The sequence below is a fragment of the Aeromonas sp. 30P genome (assembly GCF_051919805.1).
Lineage (GTDB): Bacteria > Pseudomonadota > Gammaproteobacteria > Enterobacterales > Aeromonadaceae > Aeromonas > Aeromonas veronii.
Map to the genome: position 1 here is coordinate 2,215,760 of NZ_JBQBEA010000001.1, position 15,718 is coordinate 2,231,477.

At 56.9% G+C, this 15,718-nt stretch carries 16 protein-coding genes; 3 read left to right on the top strand and 13 right to left on the bottom strand.

Features of this window, described 5'->3' with window-relative positions; translation table 11 throughout:
- Positions 1 to 18 precede the first annotated feature (18 nt).
- The 4 genes from rbsC to ACTG2B_RS10230 all read right to left on the bottom strand — a co-directional run bounded on the left by rbsC (position 19) and on the right by ACTG2B_RS10230 (position 3,820).
- Positions 19 to 987 (bottom strand): ribose ABC transporter permease, encoded by a 969-nt coding sequence (rbsC, locus tag ACTG2B_RS10215; protein ID WP_005336670.1) that lies wholly within the window; start codon positions 985 to 987, stop codon positions 19 to 21.
- On the bottom strand, positions 984 to 2,513 hold the full coding sequence (rbsA, locus tag ACTG2B_RS10220) for a ribose ABC transporter ATP-binding protein RbsA (RefSeq protein WP_439995673.1): 1,530 nt from the start codon (positions 2,511 to 2,513) through the stop codon (positions 984 to 986). Before rbsA ends, rbsC begins: the two co-directional genes overlap by 4 nt.
- A gap of 36 nt (positions 2,514 to 2,549) precedes the next feature.
- Positions 2,550 to 2,969, bottom strand: a complete 420-nt coding sequence (rbsD, locus tag ACTG2B_RS10225; RefSeq protein WP_439995674.1) for a D-ribose pyranase — start codon at positions 2,967 to 2,969, stop codon at positions 2,550 to 2,552.
- Between the two features lie 233 nt (positions 2,970 to 3,202).
- Positions 3,203 to 3,820, bottom strand: coding sequence for a glutathione S-transferase family protein (locus ACTG2B_RS10230; protein ID WP_439995675.1), 618 nt, complete (start codon positions 3,818 to 3,820; stop codon positions 3,203 to 3,205).
- A gap of 482 nt (positions 3,821 to 4,302) precedes the next feature.
- Here ACTG2B_RS10230 and ACTG2B_RS10235 point away from each other — a divergent pair, with 482 nt between their 5' ends.
- Positions 4,303 to 5,958 (top strand): hypothetical protein, encoded by a 1,656-nt coding sequence (locus ACTG2B_RS10235; protein WP_439995676.1) that lies wholly within the window; start codon positions 4,303 to 4,305, stop codon positions 5,956 to 5,958.
- A 238-nt stretch (positions 5,959 to 6,196) separates the two neighbouring features.
- Here ACTG2B_RS10235 and ACTG2B_RS10240 read toward each other — a convergent pair whose 3' ends face one another.
- The 4 genes from ACTG2B_RS10240 to potA form a co-directional block, all read right to left on the bottom strand.
- Positions 6,197 to 7,264: an extracellular solute-binding protein gene (locus ACTG2B_RS10240; RefSeq protein WP_005345409.1), complete on the bottom strand. Its 1,068-nt coding sequence runs from the start codon at positions 7,262 to 7,264 to the stop codon at positions 6,197 to 6,199.
- An 81-nt stretch (positions 7,265 to 7,345) separates the two neighbouring features.
- Positions 7,346 to 8,116: a spermidine/putrescine ABC transporter permease PotC gene (gene potC / locus ACTG2B_RS10245; RefSeq protein WP_005336644.1), complete on the bottom strand. Its 771-nt coding sequence runs from the start codon at positions 8,114 to 8,116 to the stop codon at positions 7,346 to 7,348.
- Positions 8,113 to 9,000, bottom strand: a complete 888-nt coding sequence (gene potB / locus ACTG2B_RS10250; RefSeq protein WP_042083135.1) for a spermidine/putrescine ABC transporter permease PotB — start codon at positions 8,998 to 9,000, stop codon at positions 8,113 to 8,115. Before potB ends, potC begins: the two co-directional genes overlap by 4 nt.
- Positions 8,987 to 10,090 carry a spermidine/putrescine ABC transporter ATP-binding protein PotA gene (gene potA / locus ACTG2B_RS10255; RefSeq protein WP_439995677.1) on the bottom strand — a complete coding sequence of 368 codons (1,104 nt, stop codon included), beginning with the start codon at positions 10,088 to 10,090 and terminating at the stop codon, positions 8,987 to 8,989. Before potA ends, potB begins: the two co-directional genes overlap by 14 nt.
- A gap of 201 nt (positions 10,091 to 10,291) precedes the next feature.
- Between potA and ACTG2B_RS10260 the strand changes: the two genes are divergently transcribed.
- Positions 10,292 to 11,029 carry a hypothetical protein gene (locus tag ACTG2B_RS10260; protein WP_439996924.1) on the top strand — a complete coding sequence of 246 codons (738 nt, stop codon included), beginning with the start codon at positions 10,292 to 10,294 and terminating at the stop codon, positions 11,027 to 11,029.
- A gap of 16 nt (positions 11,030 to 11,045) precedes the next feature.
- The gene (locus tag ACTG2B_RS10265) at positions 11,046 to 11,732 is read left to right on the top strand and encodes a DUF2987 domain-containing protein (RefSeq protein ID WP_439995678.1); all 687 of its coding nucleotides are present in this window, start codon (positions 11,046 to 11,048) and stop codon (positions 11,730 to 11,732) included.
- A gap of 102 nt (positions 11,733 to 11,834) precedes the next feature.
- On the opposite strand, the gene ttcA is transcribed toward ACTG2B_RS10265, so the two are convergent.
- The 5 genes from ttcA to ccoS form a co-directional block, all read right to left on the bottom strand.
- Positions 11,835 to 12,743 carry a tRNA 2-thiocytidine(32) synthetase TtcA gene (ttcA, locus tag ACTG2B_RS10270; protein ID WP_302247057.1) on the bottom strand — a complete coding sequence of 303 codons (909 nt, stop codon included), beginning with the start codon at positions 12,741 to 12,743 and terminating at the stop codon, positions 11,835 to 11,837.
- A 74-nt stretch (positions 12,744 to 12,817) separates the two neighbouring features.
- A complete protein-coding gene (uspE, locus tag ACTG2B_RS10275) occupies positions 12,818 to 13,765 on the bottom strand; it encodes a universal stress protein UspE (protein ID WP_005345417.1) in 948 nt (315 codons plus the stop codon).
- Between the two features lie 151 nt (positions 13,766 to 13,916).
- A complete protein-coding gene (locus tag ACTG2B_RS10280) occupies positions 13,917 to 14,672 on the bottom strand; it encodes an FNR family transcription factor (RefSeq protein WP_005351934.1) in 756 nt (251 codons plus the stop codon).
- A 68-nt stretch (positions 14,673 to 14,740) separates the two neighbouring features.
- Positions 14,741 to 15,427, bottom strand: a complete 687-nt coding sequence (locus tag ACTG2B_RS10285) for a sulfite exporter TauE/SafE family protein (protein ID WP_206876927.1) — start codon at positions 15,425 to 15,427, stop codon at positions 14,741 to 14,743.
- The gene (gene ccoS, locus ACTG2B_RS10290; protein ID WP_005336630.1) at positions 15,411 to 15,599 is read right to left on the bottom strand and encodes a cbb3-type cytochrome oxidase assembly protein CcoS; all 189 of its coding nucleotides are present in this window, start codon (positions 15,597 to 15,599) and stop codon (positions 15,411 to 15,413) included. The genes ACTG2B_RS10285 and ccoS overlap by 17 nt, the downstream gene beginning before the upstream one ends.
- Positions 15,600 to 15,718 lie beyond the last annotated feature (119 nt).

Genomic DNA, 15,718 nt, shown 5'->3' on the forward strand with positions numbered 1-15,718 from the left:
TGTGTGTGGCTTGTCTTATCAACGATTGCTTTTGTTATCGATCATCACGGCAAGCAAGATCACGCTGGCCTTGGCGATCATCTGGTAATAGGAGGATACGTCGAGCAGGTTGAGGGCGTTATTCAGGAAGCCGATGATCAAGGCACCGATCAGGGTCCCCATGATGCGGCCCTTGCCGCCCATCAGGCTGGTACCACCCAGCACCACTGCGGCGATGGCATCCAGCTCGTAACCCATGCCCGCCGTCGGCTGGGCAGAGGAGAGACGAGAGGTAACGATAAGCCCTGCCAGTGCCGAGAGCGCGCCGCACAGACCATACACCGCCAGCTTCACCCGATCCACATTGATACCGGAGAGGCGGGTAGCCGATTCGTTGCCACCCAGCGCGTAGATGTAGCGACCGAGACGGGTATGGTTGAGCATGAACCAGGCGAGCAGGAAGACGATGGCCATCAGCCAGATGGGCACCGGCAGACCGAACAGGTAACCGGTACCGAGCCAGGCGAAGTGATCGGCGCCGTCACTGAAACCGGTGGAGATGGGGCGACCTTCGGTATAGACCATGGTGATGCCGCGCAGGGCGGTCATGGTGACCAGGGTGGCGATAAATGCCTGCACCTTGCCCTTGGCAATGATGAGGCCGCTGACGCCGCCCAGCAGGGCACCGGCACCCAGGGTGAGGGGCACCACCAGCCAGATGGGCAGCTCCATGGCGACCATGGTGGCGGCCAGCGCGCCGCACAGGGCAAGCACAGAGCCGACCGACAGATCGATACCGGCGGTAAGGATAACCAGCGTCATACCGACCGCCATGATGGCGTTGACCGAGGTTTGGCGCAGGATGTTGAGCAGGTTGTCGGCGGTGAAGAAGTTGGGGCTCAGAAAGGAGACCACACCAATCAGGACCAGCAGCGCGACCAGGGATTTGTTCTCGATCCACCACGCCTTGCTCATGACGCCACGGCGGGAAAGGGTTTGGGTTGTCATTGGGATGCCTCTTGCTCTGCTTGCCACTGTTTACCGACTGCCGCCGCCATCAGCTTCTCCTGATTGGCATCGCGGGTGTTGAACTCTGCGCTGATGCGCCCTTCGTGCATCACCATGATGCGATCACTCATGCTGAGCACTTCCGGCATCTCGGAGGAGACCAGAATGATGCTCATCCCCTCCTTCTTGAACTGGTTGATCAGCTGATAAATTTCCTTTTTCGCCCCCACGTCGACGCCGCGGGTCGGCTCGTCGAGGATCAGTACCTTGGGCCGGGTCAGCAGTCCCTTGGCGATGGCCACCTTCTGCTGGTTGCCGCCGGAGAGCAGCTTTATCAGCTGATCCTGACTCGGGGTCTTGATGTTGAACAGACGCACATAGTCGCTCACCGCCTGCCGCTCGGCCTTGCCATCGATCTTGCCGTTGCTGATGAACTCGTCGAGGGCGCACAGACTCATGTTTTCGCGCACCGACAGCTCCAGCACCAGCCCATCCCCCTTGCGATCTTCGGAGATATAGGCGATGCCTGCGGCCAACCCGTCGGCCGGGCTTTTGGGCACCAGAGCATGGCCATCAACTTGCACTTCACCGGCGCTGATGGGGCTGGCGCCATAGATAAGCTTCATCAGCTCGGTGCGGCCGGAGCCCATCAGGCCGCTGAAGCCCAGAATTTCACCCTGACGCAGGGAGAAACTCACCCCGCGCACGCCGGGACCGGCCAGATCTTTCACCTGCAGGCTGACGGGGCCGAGCTCGCGCTCAAGACGCGGATACTGCTCTTCCAGCCGGCGACCCACCATCATCTCGATGATCTTGTCTTCATCCAGATCGCTCACCGCCTTCTCGCCGATCCACTTGCCATCGCGCAGCACAGTGACCCGATCGCAGATCTCGAAGATCTCCTTGAGGCGGTGGGAGATATAGACGATGCCGCAACCTTGCTCACGCAGCTCGCGGATCACTTTGAACAGCTGCTCGGTCTCGGTATCGGTCAACGCATCGGTGGGTTCGTCCATGATGATGACGCTGGCATCGAACGACAGCGCCTTGGCGATCTCCACCATCTGCTGTTCGCCGATGGAGAGATCCCCGAGTCGGGTATCCGGCCCGTGTTTGACGCCAAGTCGTGCCAACAGGCCGCTTGCCCGCTCGCGGAGCTGTTGGTGGTCGATGCTGCCAAAACGGGTACGCGGCTCGCGACCGAGGAAGATGTTGGCGGCAATCGACAACTCCGGCAGCAGGTTCAGCTCCTGATGGATGATGCTGATCCCCTGATCCTGAGAGTCGCGCGGCCCCTTGAAGTGAACCGGTTGACCGCGATAGCTGACGCTGCCCGCATCGGCCTGATAGATGCCGGTCAGCACCTTCATCAGGGTGGATTTGCCGGCGCCATTTTCACCGAGCAGGGCCATCACCTGGCCCGGATAGACCCGCAGACCCGCTTCGTCGAGGGCGCGCACACCGGGAAAGGTCTTGACGATCCCGGTCAGCTCCAGAATGGGTGAGAGGGGGGAGGTTGTGCTCATTTGCAGCTTCCTTGAAGAGGCCTTCTTTGAAGAATGTCAGAACGCCACACCGGCGCAGAGGATCAGGTTGGCGTAGGGAGTCACCTCGCCGCTGCGCACGATGGCCTTGCTCTGGCGGGATCGGGTTTTGAACTCCTCATGCAGGCAGTATTCGATGGCGATGGGCTTGCCCTGGGCGGCGGCGTGGGCCTCAAGCTGATCGACCAGCGCCTGATGGGCGGCGGGGCTGATCTGCTTGATCTCGCTTGCCATGATCACCTTCTCCACCACCAGCTCGGTGAGCAGGGCGGTCAGTACGGTTGCAAGGCTGGGCGTCCCCGCCATCAGCGCCAGATCGATCCGCTCCGGACCTGCCGGAATGGGCAAGCCTGCATCGCAGACGGTGATCTCGTCGGTGTGGCCCATCTGTGCCACCAGAGCACTCAGGGGAGCATTGAGCAGTACGCCTCGTTTCATACAGCACCTCATCAGGCCTTGGCCCGTCAATCTGTGAACCGCTAGGCAACCGGTTACGCAACCGGTTGCTTCATGGCGCAAAGATAGGCTTTTTACTAAGGAAGGGCCACGGCAAAACCACGGAAATGTGAAAACGATCTCAAAGGCGGGAGAAGAAGTGCAGGGGAGGAGGCAGGAAGGGTGTCAGCAGAGCCCTGACACCCTTGTTATTTATCGAGCTATTGATTTTATGGTTAGTTAGCCAGTGCCTTGGCGACCGCTGGACGGGTTAGCATTCGGCGATAATGATCGGCCACTTTGGGGAATTCACTGATCTCGACCCCATCGTTTTTCAGCCAGCCCGCGACCACGAACAGATAGATATCCGCCACGCTGAACTGCTCGCCCAGCACCCAGGGGCCTGCCAGATAGTGCTGCTCAATCTGGGCAAAGCCATCGCGCATATTGCTGGCGACTTTTTGCTGCATGGCGGCAATGGCTTGCTCGTCATCGGCCCAGCGGCTGCCACGGCGACCGTGGGCGTGGGAGACATGCACGGTGGAGGCGAGGAAGCTGTTGACCTCCTGCATGCGGGCCAGCAGGAACGGATTGTCCAGCGGCGCCAGTTTGGCATCGGGGAAGCGCTGCGCCACATAGAGCAGCAGGGCCGGGGTCTCGGTCAGGGGGCCCTGCTCGGTGACAAGGGCTGGCACCCGTCCTTTGGGGTTGATGGCAAGATACGCAGGGTCACGCTGTTCCCCTGCGGCGAGGTTGACGAGACGGGGTTGGAACGGAGCATTTGCTTCCAGCAGGGCAATCTGCACGGCCATGGCACAAGTGCCGGGAGCGAAATAGAGGGTCAGATCGGACATGAATACTCCTGATTGGCTCAGGCCACCCGCGATACTTGCGAAACCTTGCTTCGCGGAGTTCCACGGGCAGTCATGAAAAAAGAGAGGGGGCAACGCTTGCCCCCACAGCCAATCTACACCCCTGAGGGGTAATGAAAAAGCGCAGAATTAATCGGCTTTGGCTGCCTTGTTGTTTGTCCACATCTTAAACCCCTTAGGCAAAACTACGGATTGGCGGATGTTGAACTTGATAGGAGCGCTGACTCCAGAGGTGCTGTTGATATTGACAGGACTGGGGAGGAAATAGCATTCTCAGTGGCTTTGATTTCTTGCAGTATGTGAACGTTAATTTTCATAAGTATTCAAATATAAATCAGCATGATCGATAATTTTCCACCAAAGTAATTAACTGTGTGGTATTTTTCTCTGAATAAATTGTTACCTGCATCACTACATTGATGATGTAAAGGTGCTCCAATAATCCACCATTTGAAGAACTAGCTATGATGGTCGAATCAAGAAACCTGCGGGTAAAACAGGTAAACTGCTTCTACAATTATGCAATTGGCCTTGATGTCAATCAAGTCAATCTCCTAAAAACGGCCAAGGAGCTTTTAAAGACTGGAACGGTTAAAACAGTTTTTTTCTCAGATTTGAAAGCGCTATATCTTGATTCGTGTGGTCGGATTCAGATCGAATGGCTTCGCCCGCAGGGGCGTCGGTGGGATGATAATTGGACTGTCAATTTTAGCGAATCTATGTCGCAGAATGTCGTTGAAGACCTAATTTTATGTTTGGATTTTTCTTTTCATGAACGACGAATAGAAAACGATGAAGCAAGCCAGGTTTCTCCGTATTTGCGCGCAGCTCTTCCTCCTATCGTGCTAGAAAATGACGATATTACCCTTCCGATTTATCCATGGTTGAAACTTCATGCAGATGGACTTATGTGCATCTGTTTTCAGCTTGATACAACATGGGATGAGCTGAGTGAAGATGAGTTTATTAATGGTGTTGTTAATTTATTTCAGCGCTACTTTAAATCAGTTTGGGTTGATGCATCACTTCAAAAAATAGATGGTGAGCTACTTTTATTTGATGCATTCGAGGATTCGATATCTATTGCTGGGCAGCGTGTTGTTAGCCGAAAGACTCGCAAGTTAATCGAAAAAATGCGACTTACTGCAAAGGCCGAACTTGATAATGAGCTTAACAAAGAAGGTCGCAAATTTGATTTGCAAGGGGCGCAATGGATCCTCCATCAAATTGCAGGTTCAGAGGGGCATACAGATTGGGAAGGAACAATAGACCTCTGTAGATCTATTTATGTTAATGCAATTGTGTCTCAAGTAATATCAATTGACGATAGAAAGAATGTAAATGCGGCAGGTGTACTATTATGGCAAGGGCGACCCTCGATTTCATTAATGAGGTTTGTAGACCAGCCAGATTCTAAGGATAAGTTATTTAGTGAATATGGTCAGTCGATGTCTAGAATACTCTCTCGCTCTGCGGGGATGAAGGCTCCGCCACCACTACCTCCAGATCTCCGTCTATTTAATGATTATTGCTTACATGGCAATCGATCTGTTTTGCTCTGGACATGGCTGCGGGCGACCTCTACTTCTGATAATGCTTGGGATGATCCCAGCACTAGATTCTGTCTGTTAGGAAACCAAGCTAGGGCTGAACATTTCGAGTATCACAATATTCGTGTTGCGCGAGCATGTGCCATCGCAGAGGATCCGCCATCCGACGAACAATTAGTGTATGCTTATAAGACGCTAGCAAGTTTCGATTCAGTAATTCATAAATCAAGCAAAGCTGGTGAGATAACAGATTCTCTCGAGTATTTAATGAATTCTGCAGGAACGATTGGTCTCATTGCATCAGGGAAAGAGCAGGCAAGATGGTATTTGGATGAGGGACGTTATAAGGCTGAAAAACAAAGAGCTAGGATGGATCGCTGGATAACTGCTGTTTTTGGGGTAATGGGGGCGGCCGGACTGGCAGATTTGGTCTTTAAACCAATGCTGCAAAAAATATATCCTACTTGGGTTGATTGGTGCACAGGGCTAGCTGCATTCTTTACTGCCTCATTTCTTATTGTGTTTGTAGCAATGTCCATAACAGTTGTGAACAAAATATGGAAGGAATAATTTGTCTCATTAAAATATCATTGCTAACAACTGTTATTTTGTTACCCCCTCTCAATCGCTATATATCTCCAACACAACGTGTGGGGCAGATATCTGGCTGAATGTGTGCTCTGAACAAGGTTCGCCGATATTTAGATTGATGGGCTGCTGTGGTTCTGCGTCATAAACCTGAAAGACTAAAAAGGGGGCGATTGCCCCCTTTATCCATTAAGCCCGTGAAGGGCGATTAACCGCCGATTTAACCGGCCTTGGCCACCATGGCTTTCAACTGCAGGAAATACTGCTCGTAGAGGCGGGAGGCATCACCCACATCGGACTGGAACTCGCCCTTGCGTTTGATCTCGTCGCTCGGGAAGACCATGGGGTTGTTGCGAAACGCCGGGGTGAGCAGGGGAATGGCATCCTTGACCGGGGTGGGGTAGCCAATTGCCTCGGCCACCTTGGCGGCCACATCGGGGCGCATCAGGAAGTTGATCAGGGCGTGGGCTTCCTTCACATGCTTGGCCTTGGCCGGGATGGCGAGGTTGTCCATCCAGAGTACCGCCCCTTCTTCGGGGTAGGTCATCTGGATGGAGGGGTATTCGCGCTGGGCGCCGTAGGCCGAGCCGTTCCACAGCATACCGATATTGACCTCACCGGCGATAAAGGGGTCGGCCGGGTTGTCGGAGTTGAACGCCTTGACGTTGGGCATCAGCTTTTTCAGGTATTCGAACGCTTCGGCAATTTGCGCCTTGTCCTGGGTGTTGGGGCTGTAGCCCAGTTGCACCAGCGCGATATGGAACACCTCGCGGGCATCGTCCATCAGCAGCAGGCTCTCTTTCCACTCCGGCGCCCAGAGCTGCTTCCAGCTGGTAACCGGTTGCTCGATGATGTCGGTGTTGGTGCCGATCCCGGTTGCGCCCCAGATATAGGGGATGGAGTAGCGGTTGTCCGGGTCGTACTCGTGGTTGAGCAGGGTGGGGTCGAGGTGCTTGAAGTTGGGCAGCTGGGCGCGATCCAGCGGCTGCAGCATCCCCTCTTTGGCCATTTTCGAGATGAAGTAGGTGCTGGGCACCACCACGTCATAGCCGTCGCCATGGGTTTTCAGCTTGGCGTAGAGGGTCTCGTTGGATTCGTAGGTGGAGTAGATCACCTTGATGCCGGTCTCTTGCTGGAACTGCTCCAGCAGGCCATCCGGCACATATTCCGACCAGTTGTAGAAGTAGACCACCTTGTCGTCGGCCGCGTGAGCGCTTTGGCTCAGCAGCGGGGTGGTGAGGGTGAGGGCGGCTGCCAGCAGGGCGCCGGCCTTGTGTTGGATTGTCATCAACAACTCCTTGGGGTTATGGGGCCTTGCGGCCCACCGTGACAGAGTTCGCCAAAGATGGCGGGGACGAAACGGGCAGGGTCAACCCTGCCGTTTGCGCAGTAACAGTTGTGCCAGCAGCACCATCCCGAGGGAGGCGACCAGCATCAGGGTGGCCAGGGCGTTGACCTCGGGGGAGACCCCCACCTTGACCATGGAGTAGATCTTGAGCGGCAGGATCTCGTAGGCCGGGCCGGTAACAAAGGAGCTCACCACCACGTCATCCAGCGACAGGGTAAAGGAGAGCAGCCAGCCCGCCATCACCGCCGGCAGGGCCAGCGGCAGTATGATGCGGCGCAGGATGATCCACTCGCCAGCCCCCAGATCCCGCGCTGCCTCCAGCATCCGTACATCGAAGCCGCACAGCCGTGAGTAGACGGTGATCACCACGAACGGCAGGCAGAAGGTGATGTGGGCGATCAGTAGCGACCAGAAGCCGAGCGCAATGCCGGTCACCACAAACAGGGTCAGCAGGGAGATGGCCATGACGATATCGGGGGACATCATCACCACAAACAGCATGCCGCTCACGTACTGTTTGCCGCGAAAGCGATAGCGAAACAGCGCTACGGCGGTGAGGGTGCCGATCAGGGTGGCCGCGGTGGCGGTGAGGGCGGCGATGGTCAGGGAGTGCTGGGCCGCCTGCATCAGGCTGGCGCTGGCAAACAGCTTCTCATACCAGCCCAGGGTAAAGCCGCGCCAGTCGATGCCATATTTCGACAGGTTGAAGGAGTTGGCGATCAGCACCCCGATGGGCACATAGAGATAGCCAAACACCAGCAGCAGGAATAGAGCCTTCAGTGCGCGCATCATGCCAGCTCTCCCTTCTTGCTGAGCAGCTTGCCCGCCCGCCAGTAGCAGTAGACCAAGAGCGCCATCAGCACCGTCAGCATCACGCTGATGGCGGCGCCAAAGGGCCAGTCACGGCTGTTGAGGAACTGGGTCTTGATCAGGTTGCCGATCAGCAGGTGCTTGGCGCCCCCCAGCAAGTCGGAGACGTAGAACATCCCCATGGCGGGCAGGAACACCAGCAGACAACCGGCGATGATGCCGGGCAGGGTGAGGGGCAGGATGATCCGCACCAGTCGCTGCCAGCCGTTGGCGCCAAGATCTCGCGCCGCCTCCAGCAAACGGCCATCCAGCTTCTCGATGCTGGAGTAGAGCGGCAGCACCATAAAGGGGAGCAGCACATAGACCAACCCGATGATGACGGCAACCTCGGTATACATCATCTGCAGCGGTCGCTCGATAAGCCCCAGATCCAGCAGCCAGCCATTGATGAGCCCCCGGGTGCCGAGCAGCACTTTCAGCGCATAGGTACGAATGAGGGAGTTGGTCCAGAACGGCACCACCACCAGAAACAGCAGCAGCGGGCGGATACGCGCTGGCAGATGAGCCAGCAGCCAGGCAAAGGGGTAGCCCACCAGCAAGCAGATGGCGGTGGCGAGCAGCGCCAGCCAGAGGGAGTGGAGCAGCACCTCGAAATAGAGGGGGTCCAGCAGGCGGCCATAGTTGCTCAGGGTAAAGAGCGGCGCGATAAGCTCGGACTCGTCACGGGTCAGGAAGCTGACGCCGATGATCATCAGGTTGGGCAGGAAGACAAACAGCGTCAGCCAGCCCAGGATCAGCGCGATGGCCCCGTTGCGAAAGCCATTGTGGGCAAAGCTGTGCGGCACCCGCAGATTAGTGAGGCTCATAGGGCAGCACCACCTCCCAGCTGTCAACCCAGTGGATCGCCACCTCCTGACCCAGACGGTAGTCAAAGTCGGGGTCATCCTCGTCGAAGAACTCGGAGATAAGCAGCTGTTTGCCACTTTCGAGCTCGATCACCGAATCCAGCGTCGCCCCCTTGTAGTTACGCTCGCGGATATTGCCCCGCAGCGCACCGCGCTGATCGTCATCCTGATCGAGAATGCGCAGATCTTCCGGTCGCAGCAGCACCAGTACCTTCTCGTCTGGCTGGAACGGCAAGGTAGTATGGAGCAGGCATTCGCGACCTTCTACCTCGGCCTGCCAGATACCGGGTTCGCGCTGGCTGATCAGCTTGCCATCCATCACGTTGATCTCGCCGATAAAGCGGGCCACGAACAGATTGGCTGGCGATTCATAGATATCGCGCGGGGTGCCGCGCTGGATGATCTTGCCTCCCTCCATCACCAGGATGCGATCAGACATGGTGAGTGCCTCTTCCTGATCATGGGTAACGAAGACAAAGGTGATGCCAAGGCGACGCTGCAACGCTTTGAGCTCGCTCTGCATCTGCTTGCGCAGCTTGTAGTCGAGCGCCGAGAGGGATTCGTCAAGCAGCAGCAGGCGGGGCTTGTTGACCACGGCGCGGGCGATGGCGACCCGTTGCTGCTGACCGCCGGAGAGCTGGTCCGGGCGGCGGTTGGCCAGCTCGGTGAGCTGCACCATGGCGAGGGTCTCCTCGACCCGCTGGCGGATCTCGCTGGCGGGCACCTTCTGCATCTGAAGGCCAAAGGCGACGTTTTCAAACACCGTCATATGGGGGAAGAGCGCATAGCTCTGGAACACGGTGTTGATGTGCCTGTGTTCGGCGGGGATATGGGTGATCTCGTCACCGGCCAGATGGATGGTGCCACCATCGACCGATTCGAGCCCGGCCAGCAGGCGCAGCAGGGTGGTCTTGCCACAGCCGGAAGGACCCAGCAGGGTAAGAAATTCACCGTCATAGATTTCAAGGTCAAGGTCACTCAGGATCACCTTGCCATCGTATTTTTTGCTGATCTTGTTCAGCGCGACAATTACCTGTGGATTGTTCATCATCCGCCAGTCTCACCCCAGCCAGTGGCCATCGTGTTGAAAGAGGGCCGCATTCTATGCAGCCGACACATGAAATTAAAGGCTTTTTGGCCCGAATTAGCCGCAAGTGCGCAGGAAAAACGGCTACGAATAGCAGACCAAATCGCTATAATGTGCCACCTGATTTGGTCGTTTTCGATATTGGATAGTCAATTGAGTAATAAAATGCGTATTGGCGGCTCCCTTGAGCAGTCTCTGAACCAGGGCTACCGCCTTGATCTGAAAGGGGTCATCCAGGAGGGATGGCAACAGACCCGCCGTACCGGATTTGGCCTGCTGCTGGCGATTGTCGGGGTGACGGCGATCTGGATCCTGCTAAGCAATGTGCTGCTGTTGCCCTATCTGGGGGATGACAGCCAGATGAATGTGGCCATGGTGCTGAGCTTGCTGATGACGGTGGTGATGGCCCCCATGACCAGCTCCCTCGATATGCTGGGGTTGCAGCAGTCGGTCGGAGTGCGCGCTAGAGCCAACCGGGTGTTCGATTTCTTCCGCCACTTTGTGCGTCTTGGCATGTTGAGCCTGCTTGGCAGTCTGCTCACCAGCCTGTTTGGCCCGCTGTTCGATCTGCTGGGATTGCCCGCCGTACTCTCTTTCATCCCCTCGGCCCTGATCGGCATGGGGCTGCTCTTTACCGTCCCGCTGGTGCTGGAGCGCGGCCTGACGCCACCCCAGGCCATTCTGGTCTCTCTCAAACTCTTTGCACGCGGCTGGCCCAGCATTGTGCTGTTCCACGGCGTGATGACCGCGCTCTTCTTCCTGGCTCTGATCCCCATGGGGTTGGGGCTTATCTGGGTGGCACCGCTCTATTTCAACTGCAAGGGGATCCTCTATCGGGATCTCTGCGGGGTGGGGGTAGAGGTCAACGAGGTGACAGAAGGCCCCAACCATTTCAATGCATGATGCAAAAGGACGTTGAATGACCCGTCGATATGGAGTGACCAAGGCTGTGCGCCAGAGTCTGCTGACCACGCTCTTGCTGCCAGGGCTGGCGCTGGCTGAGCCGGTGCTGGAGCTGCAATACAGCACCTTCTACAGCCAGATGAAAACTTTTGCCAAAGGGGAGTTTGGTCACGCCAGACTGGGGTTTTATCTGACCGATCCGCAAAATGGTCAGCGCTGTGGCCTCACCTTTGCCCGGGTTGCAACCGACAGCAAGGAAGTGGCGGGCGAGGTAACGGTCGATAGCGAACTGCGCCTGCCTTTTGATGAGGATCTCAACCTCGACAAGGGGATCGTGACCGTCGGCCTGAAAGAAGAGCACGCCACATGCGATATGACGGTACAGGTGATGGCCGACGTACCAAATGGCCCCGAGCTGCCGCTGGCCGAGCTGGCGGCCCGTCAGAAGCAAATGCAGTCGCTGCTCGACAAGATGGCGGGCATGGTCGGCAAGCACTTCCTGCCGAAGATGGAAGGGGTACGCATTACCCTGGTGCAGCAGAGCGGCACTGCTTATCTGATTGATGGCGCCCGTCAGGAAGCGCTGCCCTTGCAGGAAGGCCATCTGTTGCTTAGCAATGAGCAACTGGCCGCGTTCGCTGCCGGGCAACTGCGCCTGCAGGGTGACGTGCTGCGACTGACCCCCTGGTTGCGCAAGGGGTGAGGCCGGTGGCGGTGTCACCGTAGTGACGGGCCAATCCAGAAAGCAAAAAGGAGCGATCATCGCTCCTTTTTTATTGCGTGGCGTTTGCCCTGTGAGCGCGGCTTAGCGCACTTCAATCACATCCAGCATGTCCATCTCGTCGATATCCAGCAGCGGGGCTTTTGGCATCTCGGGCGGATCAAACGCCTTGTCGCCGCCATCAATGATGCCGGAGTCACGGTTGATGCTCTTGAAGTCAAACAGCTTGTGGTCGAGCAGGTGGCTCGGGATCACGTCCTGAATGGCGGTGAACATGGTCTCGATACGACCGGGGAAGCGGCGATCCCAATCCTGCATCATCTGCTTGATGGCCTGACGCTGCAGGTTCTCCTGCGAGCCGCACAGGTTGCACGGAATGATGGGGAAGGCTTTGACGTCGGCGTAGCGGACCAGATCCTTCTCTTTGCAGTAAGCCAGCGGGCGGATCACCACGTTCTTGCCATCGTCGCTCACCAGCTTGGGCGGCATGGATTTGAGCTTGCCACCGTAGAACATGTTGAGGAACAGGGTCTCGAGGATGTCGTCGCGGTGGTGGCCAAGGGCAATCTTGGTGCAACCCAGCTCCTGGGCGGTGCGATAGAGAATACCGCGGCGCAGCCGTGAGCAGAGGGAGCAGGTGGTTTTGCCTTCCGGTACCTTCTCTTTGACGATGGAGTAGGTATCTTCCTCGACGATCTTGTACTCGATGCCGAGGGAATCCAGATACTCGGGCAGCACATGCTCGGGGAAGCCGGGCTGCTTCTGATCCAGGTTGACGGCAACCAGATCGAAATGGATGGGGGCACTGGCTTTGAGGCTCATCAGTATGTCGAGCATACCGAAGCTGTCCTTGCCGCCGGAGAGGCAGACCATGACCTTGTCGCCCTCTTCAATCATGTTGAAGTCGGCAATGGCCTGACCTACGTTGCGCCGCAGGCGCTTCTGCAGTTTGTTGAAACTGTATTTTTCTTTGGCGTTCAGCTCTTCTAGCATGCTCGTAAAACCCGGGACACAAATAAGCGCGTTATTATAGCCATGTCCCGGGGGAGGGCAAGGTGCCAGGCACCTTATGATTGATTGCGACGACTGTCGACCGGGCAGCTGTAGTCCGCCGGTTTGAGGATCAGGATGTCGCAGGAGAGGCGGTCAATCACATGTTCGGCTGTATTGCCGAGCAAAGCTGCAGAAAGACCGGTACGGCCGACGCAGCCCATGATCATCAAGGTTGCTTTGAGCTCTTCGGCCATATCCGGCAACACCTCTTCCGGTAGCCCCTCTGCAACCCGGGTCCAGAGATGACCGATCCCGAACTTGTCGGCATGGCTGAGCAGCAGGCTTTCGTGGTGTTTACGGATCGCCTCGTTGTAGGCGTTGGGGTCAAACTCCGGCAGCTCGATGGCCACGTTGACCGGAGTGCCCGGGTAGGTGTTGACCAGATAGAGGTTGGAGCCCAGCAGCTCGGCGATGTCGCTCCCCTCCTGGGTGATCCGTTCGTTGAGCAGTTTCTGATCCGGATCGTCGCTTGAGCAGTTGATGGCGGCGATGATGTTGCCGCCCCGTTGCCAGTGACCCTCCTTGACCAGCAGCACCGGACAGGGGCATTTGCGCAGCAGGTGCCAGTCGGTGGGGGTAAAGATGAAGGTTTGCAGGAAGCTGTGATGGTGAGTGGCTTTGACCACCAGATCGTGGCGCTGCTCCAGCACTTCCTGAATGACGCACTCGAAGGGACGATTGTGCCAGACTACTTTCACTTCGCATTCGATCCCCTGTGCCCGATAGGGGGTCAGGATCTCGTCCAGCCACTCACGTCGCTGTGAAATGACGCCATCACGCATCTCTTGCCGCTCGTCCACCGAGAGCATGGCGGTCATTTCATACGAGAAGTCATAGATGGTGAGCAGCAGGGTCAGATGGGCGTTTTCGTCCAGCTCGGCGACTTTGACTGCCCGTTCGAGGGCGATTTGACGCTCCTCTTCTGGATTGATAACCACCAGAATATTCTGATATTTGACCATCTTCTCCTCCTTGGAAAAGTCCAATGACAGCAGAATCTTAGCCATTACAGCTTAGCGCAGGAGGAGGGTATGGGGAACGTACCGGATCACATTCCAGAGGAAAGGATCCGGCAGGGAAAGCAGGAGAAAAGCGAGAGGGTAAGCGGAAAAATCAGCCGCAGGGCGGGCGAGTGGCACCGGCCATCATGCCCAGCGCGACCTGATCCAGCACGGTAATGTATTTGCCTTTGACGCTGATGAGACCGGACTTCTGGAAACGGCCGAGCAGACGACTGATGGTCTCGACGGTCAGACCCAGATAGTTGCCAATGTCACCACGGGTCATGGAGAGACGGAACTCCTTGGCGGAGAAACCGCGCTCGGAGAAGCGTACCGACAGATTGTGCAGGAAGGCGGCGAGGCGCTCTTCAGCATTCTTCTTGGAGAGCAGCAGGATCATCTCCTGATCGCCCATGATTTCGCTGCTCATCAGACGCATGATCTGCTGGCGCAGTTTGGGCATCTTGCCGGAGAGATCATCCAGCACTTCAAAGGGGATCTCGCACACCATGGCCGTCTCCAGCGCCTGAGCGAAGGAGGGGTGGGCCTGCTTGTTGATGGCATCAAAACCGACCAGATCGCCAGCGAGGTGGAACGCAGTGATCTGCTCATCCCCTTGCTCGGTGATGGTGTAAGACTTGATGGTCCCGGAACGGATGGCATAGAGCGATTTGAACTCATCGCCAGCCTTGAACAGCTCTTCACCCTTCTGGATCGGCTTCTTGCGCTCGATGATGCTGTCCAGCTGATCAAGCTCGTTGTCGTTCAGAGTGAAGGGGATACAGAGCTGACTGATGCTGCAATCCTGGCAATGAATTGCACAGCCACCGCTCTGGATACGTCTGCCAGGTTTCTTTTCCGGGATCATAGGCTCATACGAATAATTGATTTATATCAAACAAGTTTACCATCAACTCATCCGTTTTGGATAGGGTTTCAAAAGGAAGCAATGCCAATCCAGAAGGTATGCACCCCGAACAAAATGAGCAGCAGGGCACCGCCAAGGCGCAAACTGCGCAGGGTGAGCCAGTATCTCAGGCGATCGGCAAGCCCCCCCAAAGCAAACAGGGTGGGCAGGGTGCCGAGACCAAAAAAGAGCATGATGAGCGCCCCGCCGCTGGCCGAACCGGCCGCCGCGCTCCAGGTCAGCATGGAGTAGACCAGCCCGCAGGGGAGCCAGCCCCACACCATACCAAAGGGCAGTGCCTGCACAGGTGAGGTGAAGGGGAGAAATTTGCCCGCCAACGGTTTGATTCGGGGCCAAATTCTGGCGCCGAGCCGTTCCAGCAGCAAGATCCCTTGCCACCAGCCCGCCAGATAGAGACCAAGCGCAATCATCAATAGCGCTGCCACGAGGCGTAATCCGGCGATGGCGTGCTTGCCAGCGCCCAGCTCACTGGTGGTGGCGAGCAGGCCGCCCACCAGTGCACCTGCAATGACATAGCTCAGGATCCGGCCGAGGTTGTAGTTGAGCAGATAGGCGAGTCGCCCCCAAAAATGCTGCTTGTTGGCTGGGATCGCCATGGAGAGCGCGGCGGAGACGCCACCGCACATGCCAATACAGTGGGCAGAGCCTGCCAGTCCGACCAGCAGGGCGCCGGCCAGATCAAGGTTGTGGGTCATGGTCAGCAGGCTTTACGGGTTTGTGGGCAGGTTGCTCTTCGTCAAACAGGATGTTGGAACCCTGCCGGTCGAGATCTTCAAACTGCTCGGAGCGAATGGCCCAGAAGAAGACGACCCCGGCGATGATCACAAACAGGATGGCGATGGGGATCAGGACAAAAATTATATTCATGAGAGGTACCTTGGCGTTCATCCTTGGCAAGCGTCCCCTATGGTAACCCTGTTCGGGCAGGGGGCCAGCCGCTATCAGTGAGAAATGTGGCCTGCATCGGAGGCAGGCCACATTTTCAG

Coding starts and splice junctions, on each gene's coding strand:
- rbsC (WP_005336670.1), bottom strand. CDS start 987: ATGACAACCCAAACCCTTTCCCGCCGTGGCGTCATGAGCAAGGCGTGG.
- rbsA (WP_439995673.1), bottom strand. CDS start 2,513: ATGAGCACAACCTCCCCCCTCTCACCCATTCTGGAGCTGACCGGGATC.
- rbsD (WP_439995674.1), bottom strand. CDS start 2,969: ATGAAACGAGGCGTACTGCTCAATGCTCCCCTGAGTGCTCTGGTGGCA.
- ACTG2B_RS10230 (WP_439995675.1), bottom strand. CDS start 3,820: ATGTCCGATCTGACCCTCTATTTCGCTCCCGGCACTTGTGCCATGGCC.
- ACTG2B_RS10235 (WP_439995676.1), top strand. CDS start 4,303: ATGATGGTCGAATCAAGAAACCTGCGGGTAAAACAGGTAAACTGCTTC.
- ACTG2B_RS10240 (WP_005345409.1), bottom strand. CDS start 7,264: ATGACAATCCAACACAAGGCCGGCGCCCTGCTGGCAGCCGCCCTCACC.
- potC (WP_005336644.1), bottom strand. CDS start 8,116: ATGATGCGCGCACTGAAGGCTCTATTCCTGCTGCTGGTGTTTGGCTAT.
- potB (WP_042083135.1), bottom strand. CDS start 9,000: ATGAGCCTCACTAATCTGCGGGTGCCGCACAGCTTTGCCCACAATGGC.
- potA (WP_439995677.1), bottom strand. CDS start 10,090: ATGATGAACAATCCACAGGTAATTGTCGCGCTGAACAAGATCAGCAAA.
- ACTG2B_RS10260 (WP_439996924.1), top strand. CDS start 10,292: ATGCGTATTGGCGGCTCCCTTGAGCAGTCTCTGAACCAGGGCTACCGC.
- ACTG2B_RS10265 (WP_439995678.1), top strand. CDS start 11,046: ATGACCCGTCGATATGGAGTGACCAAGGCTGTGCGCCAGAGTCTGCTG.
- ttcA (WP_302247057.1), bottom strand. CDS start 12,743: ATGCTAGAAGAGCTGAACGCCAAAGAAAAATACAGTTTCAACAAACTG.
- uspE (WP_005345417.1), bottom strand. CDS start 13,765: ATGGTCAAATATCAGAATATTCTGGTGGTTATCAATCCAGAAGAGGAG.
- ACTG2B_RS10280 (WP_005351934.1), bottom strand. CDS start 14,672: ATGATCCCGGAAAAGAAACCTGGCAGACGTATCCAGAGCGGTGGCTGT.
- ACTG2B_RS10285 (WP_206876927.1), bottom strand. CDS start 15,427: ATGACCCACAACCTTGATCTGGCCGGCGCCCTGCTGGTCGGACTGGCA.
- ccoS (WP_005336630.1), bottom strand. CDS start 15,599: ATGAATATAATTTTTGTCCTGATCCCCATCGCCATCCTGTTTGTGATC.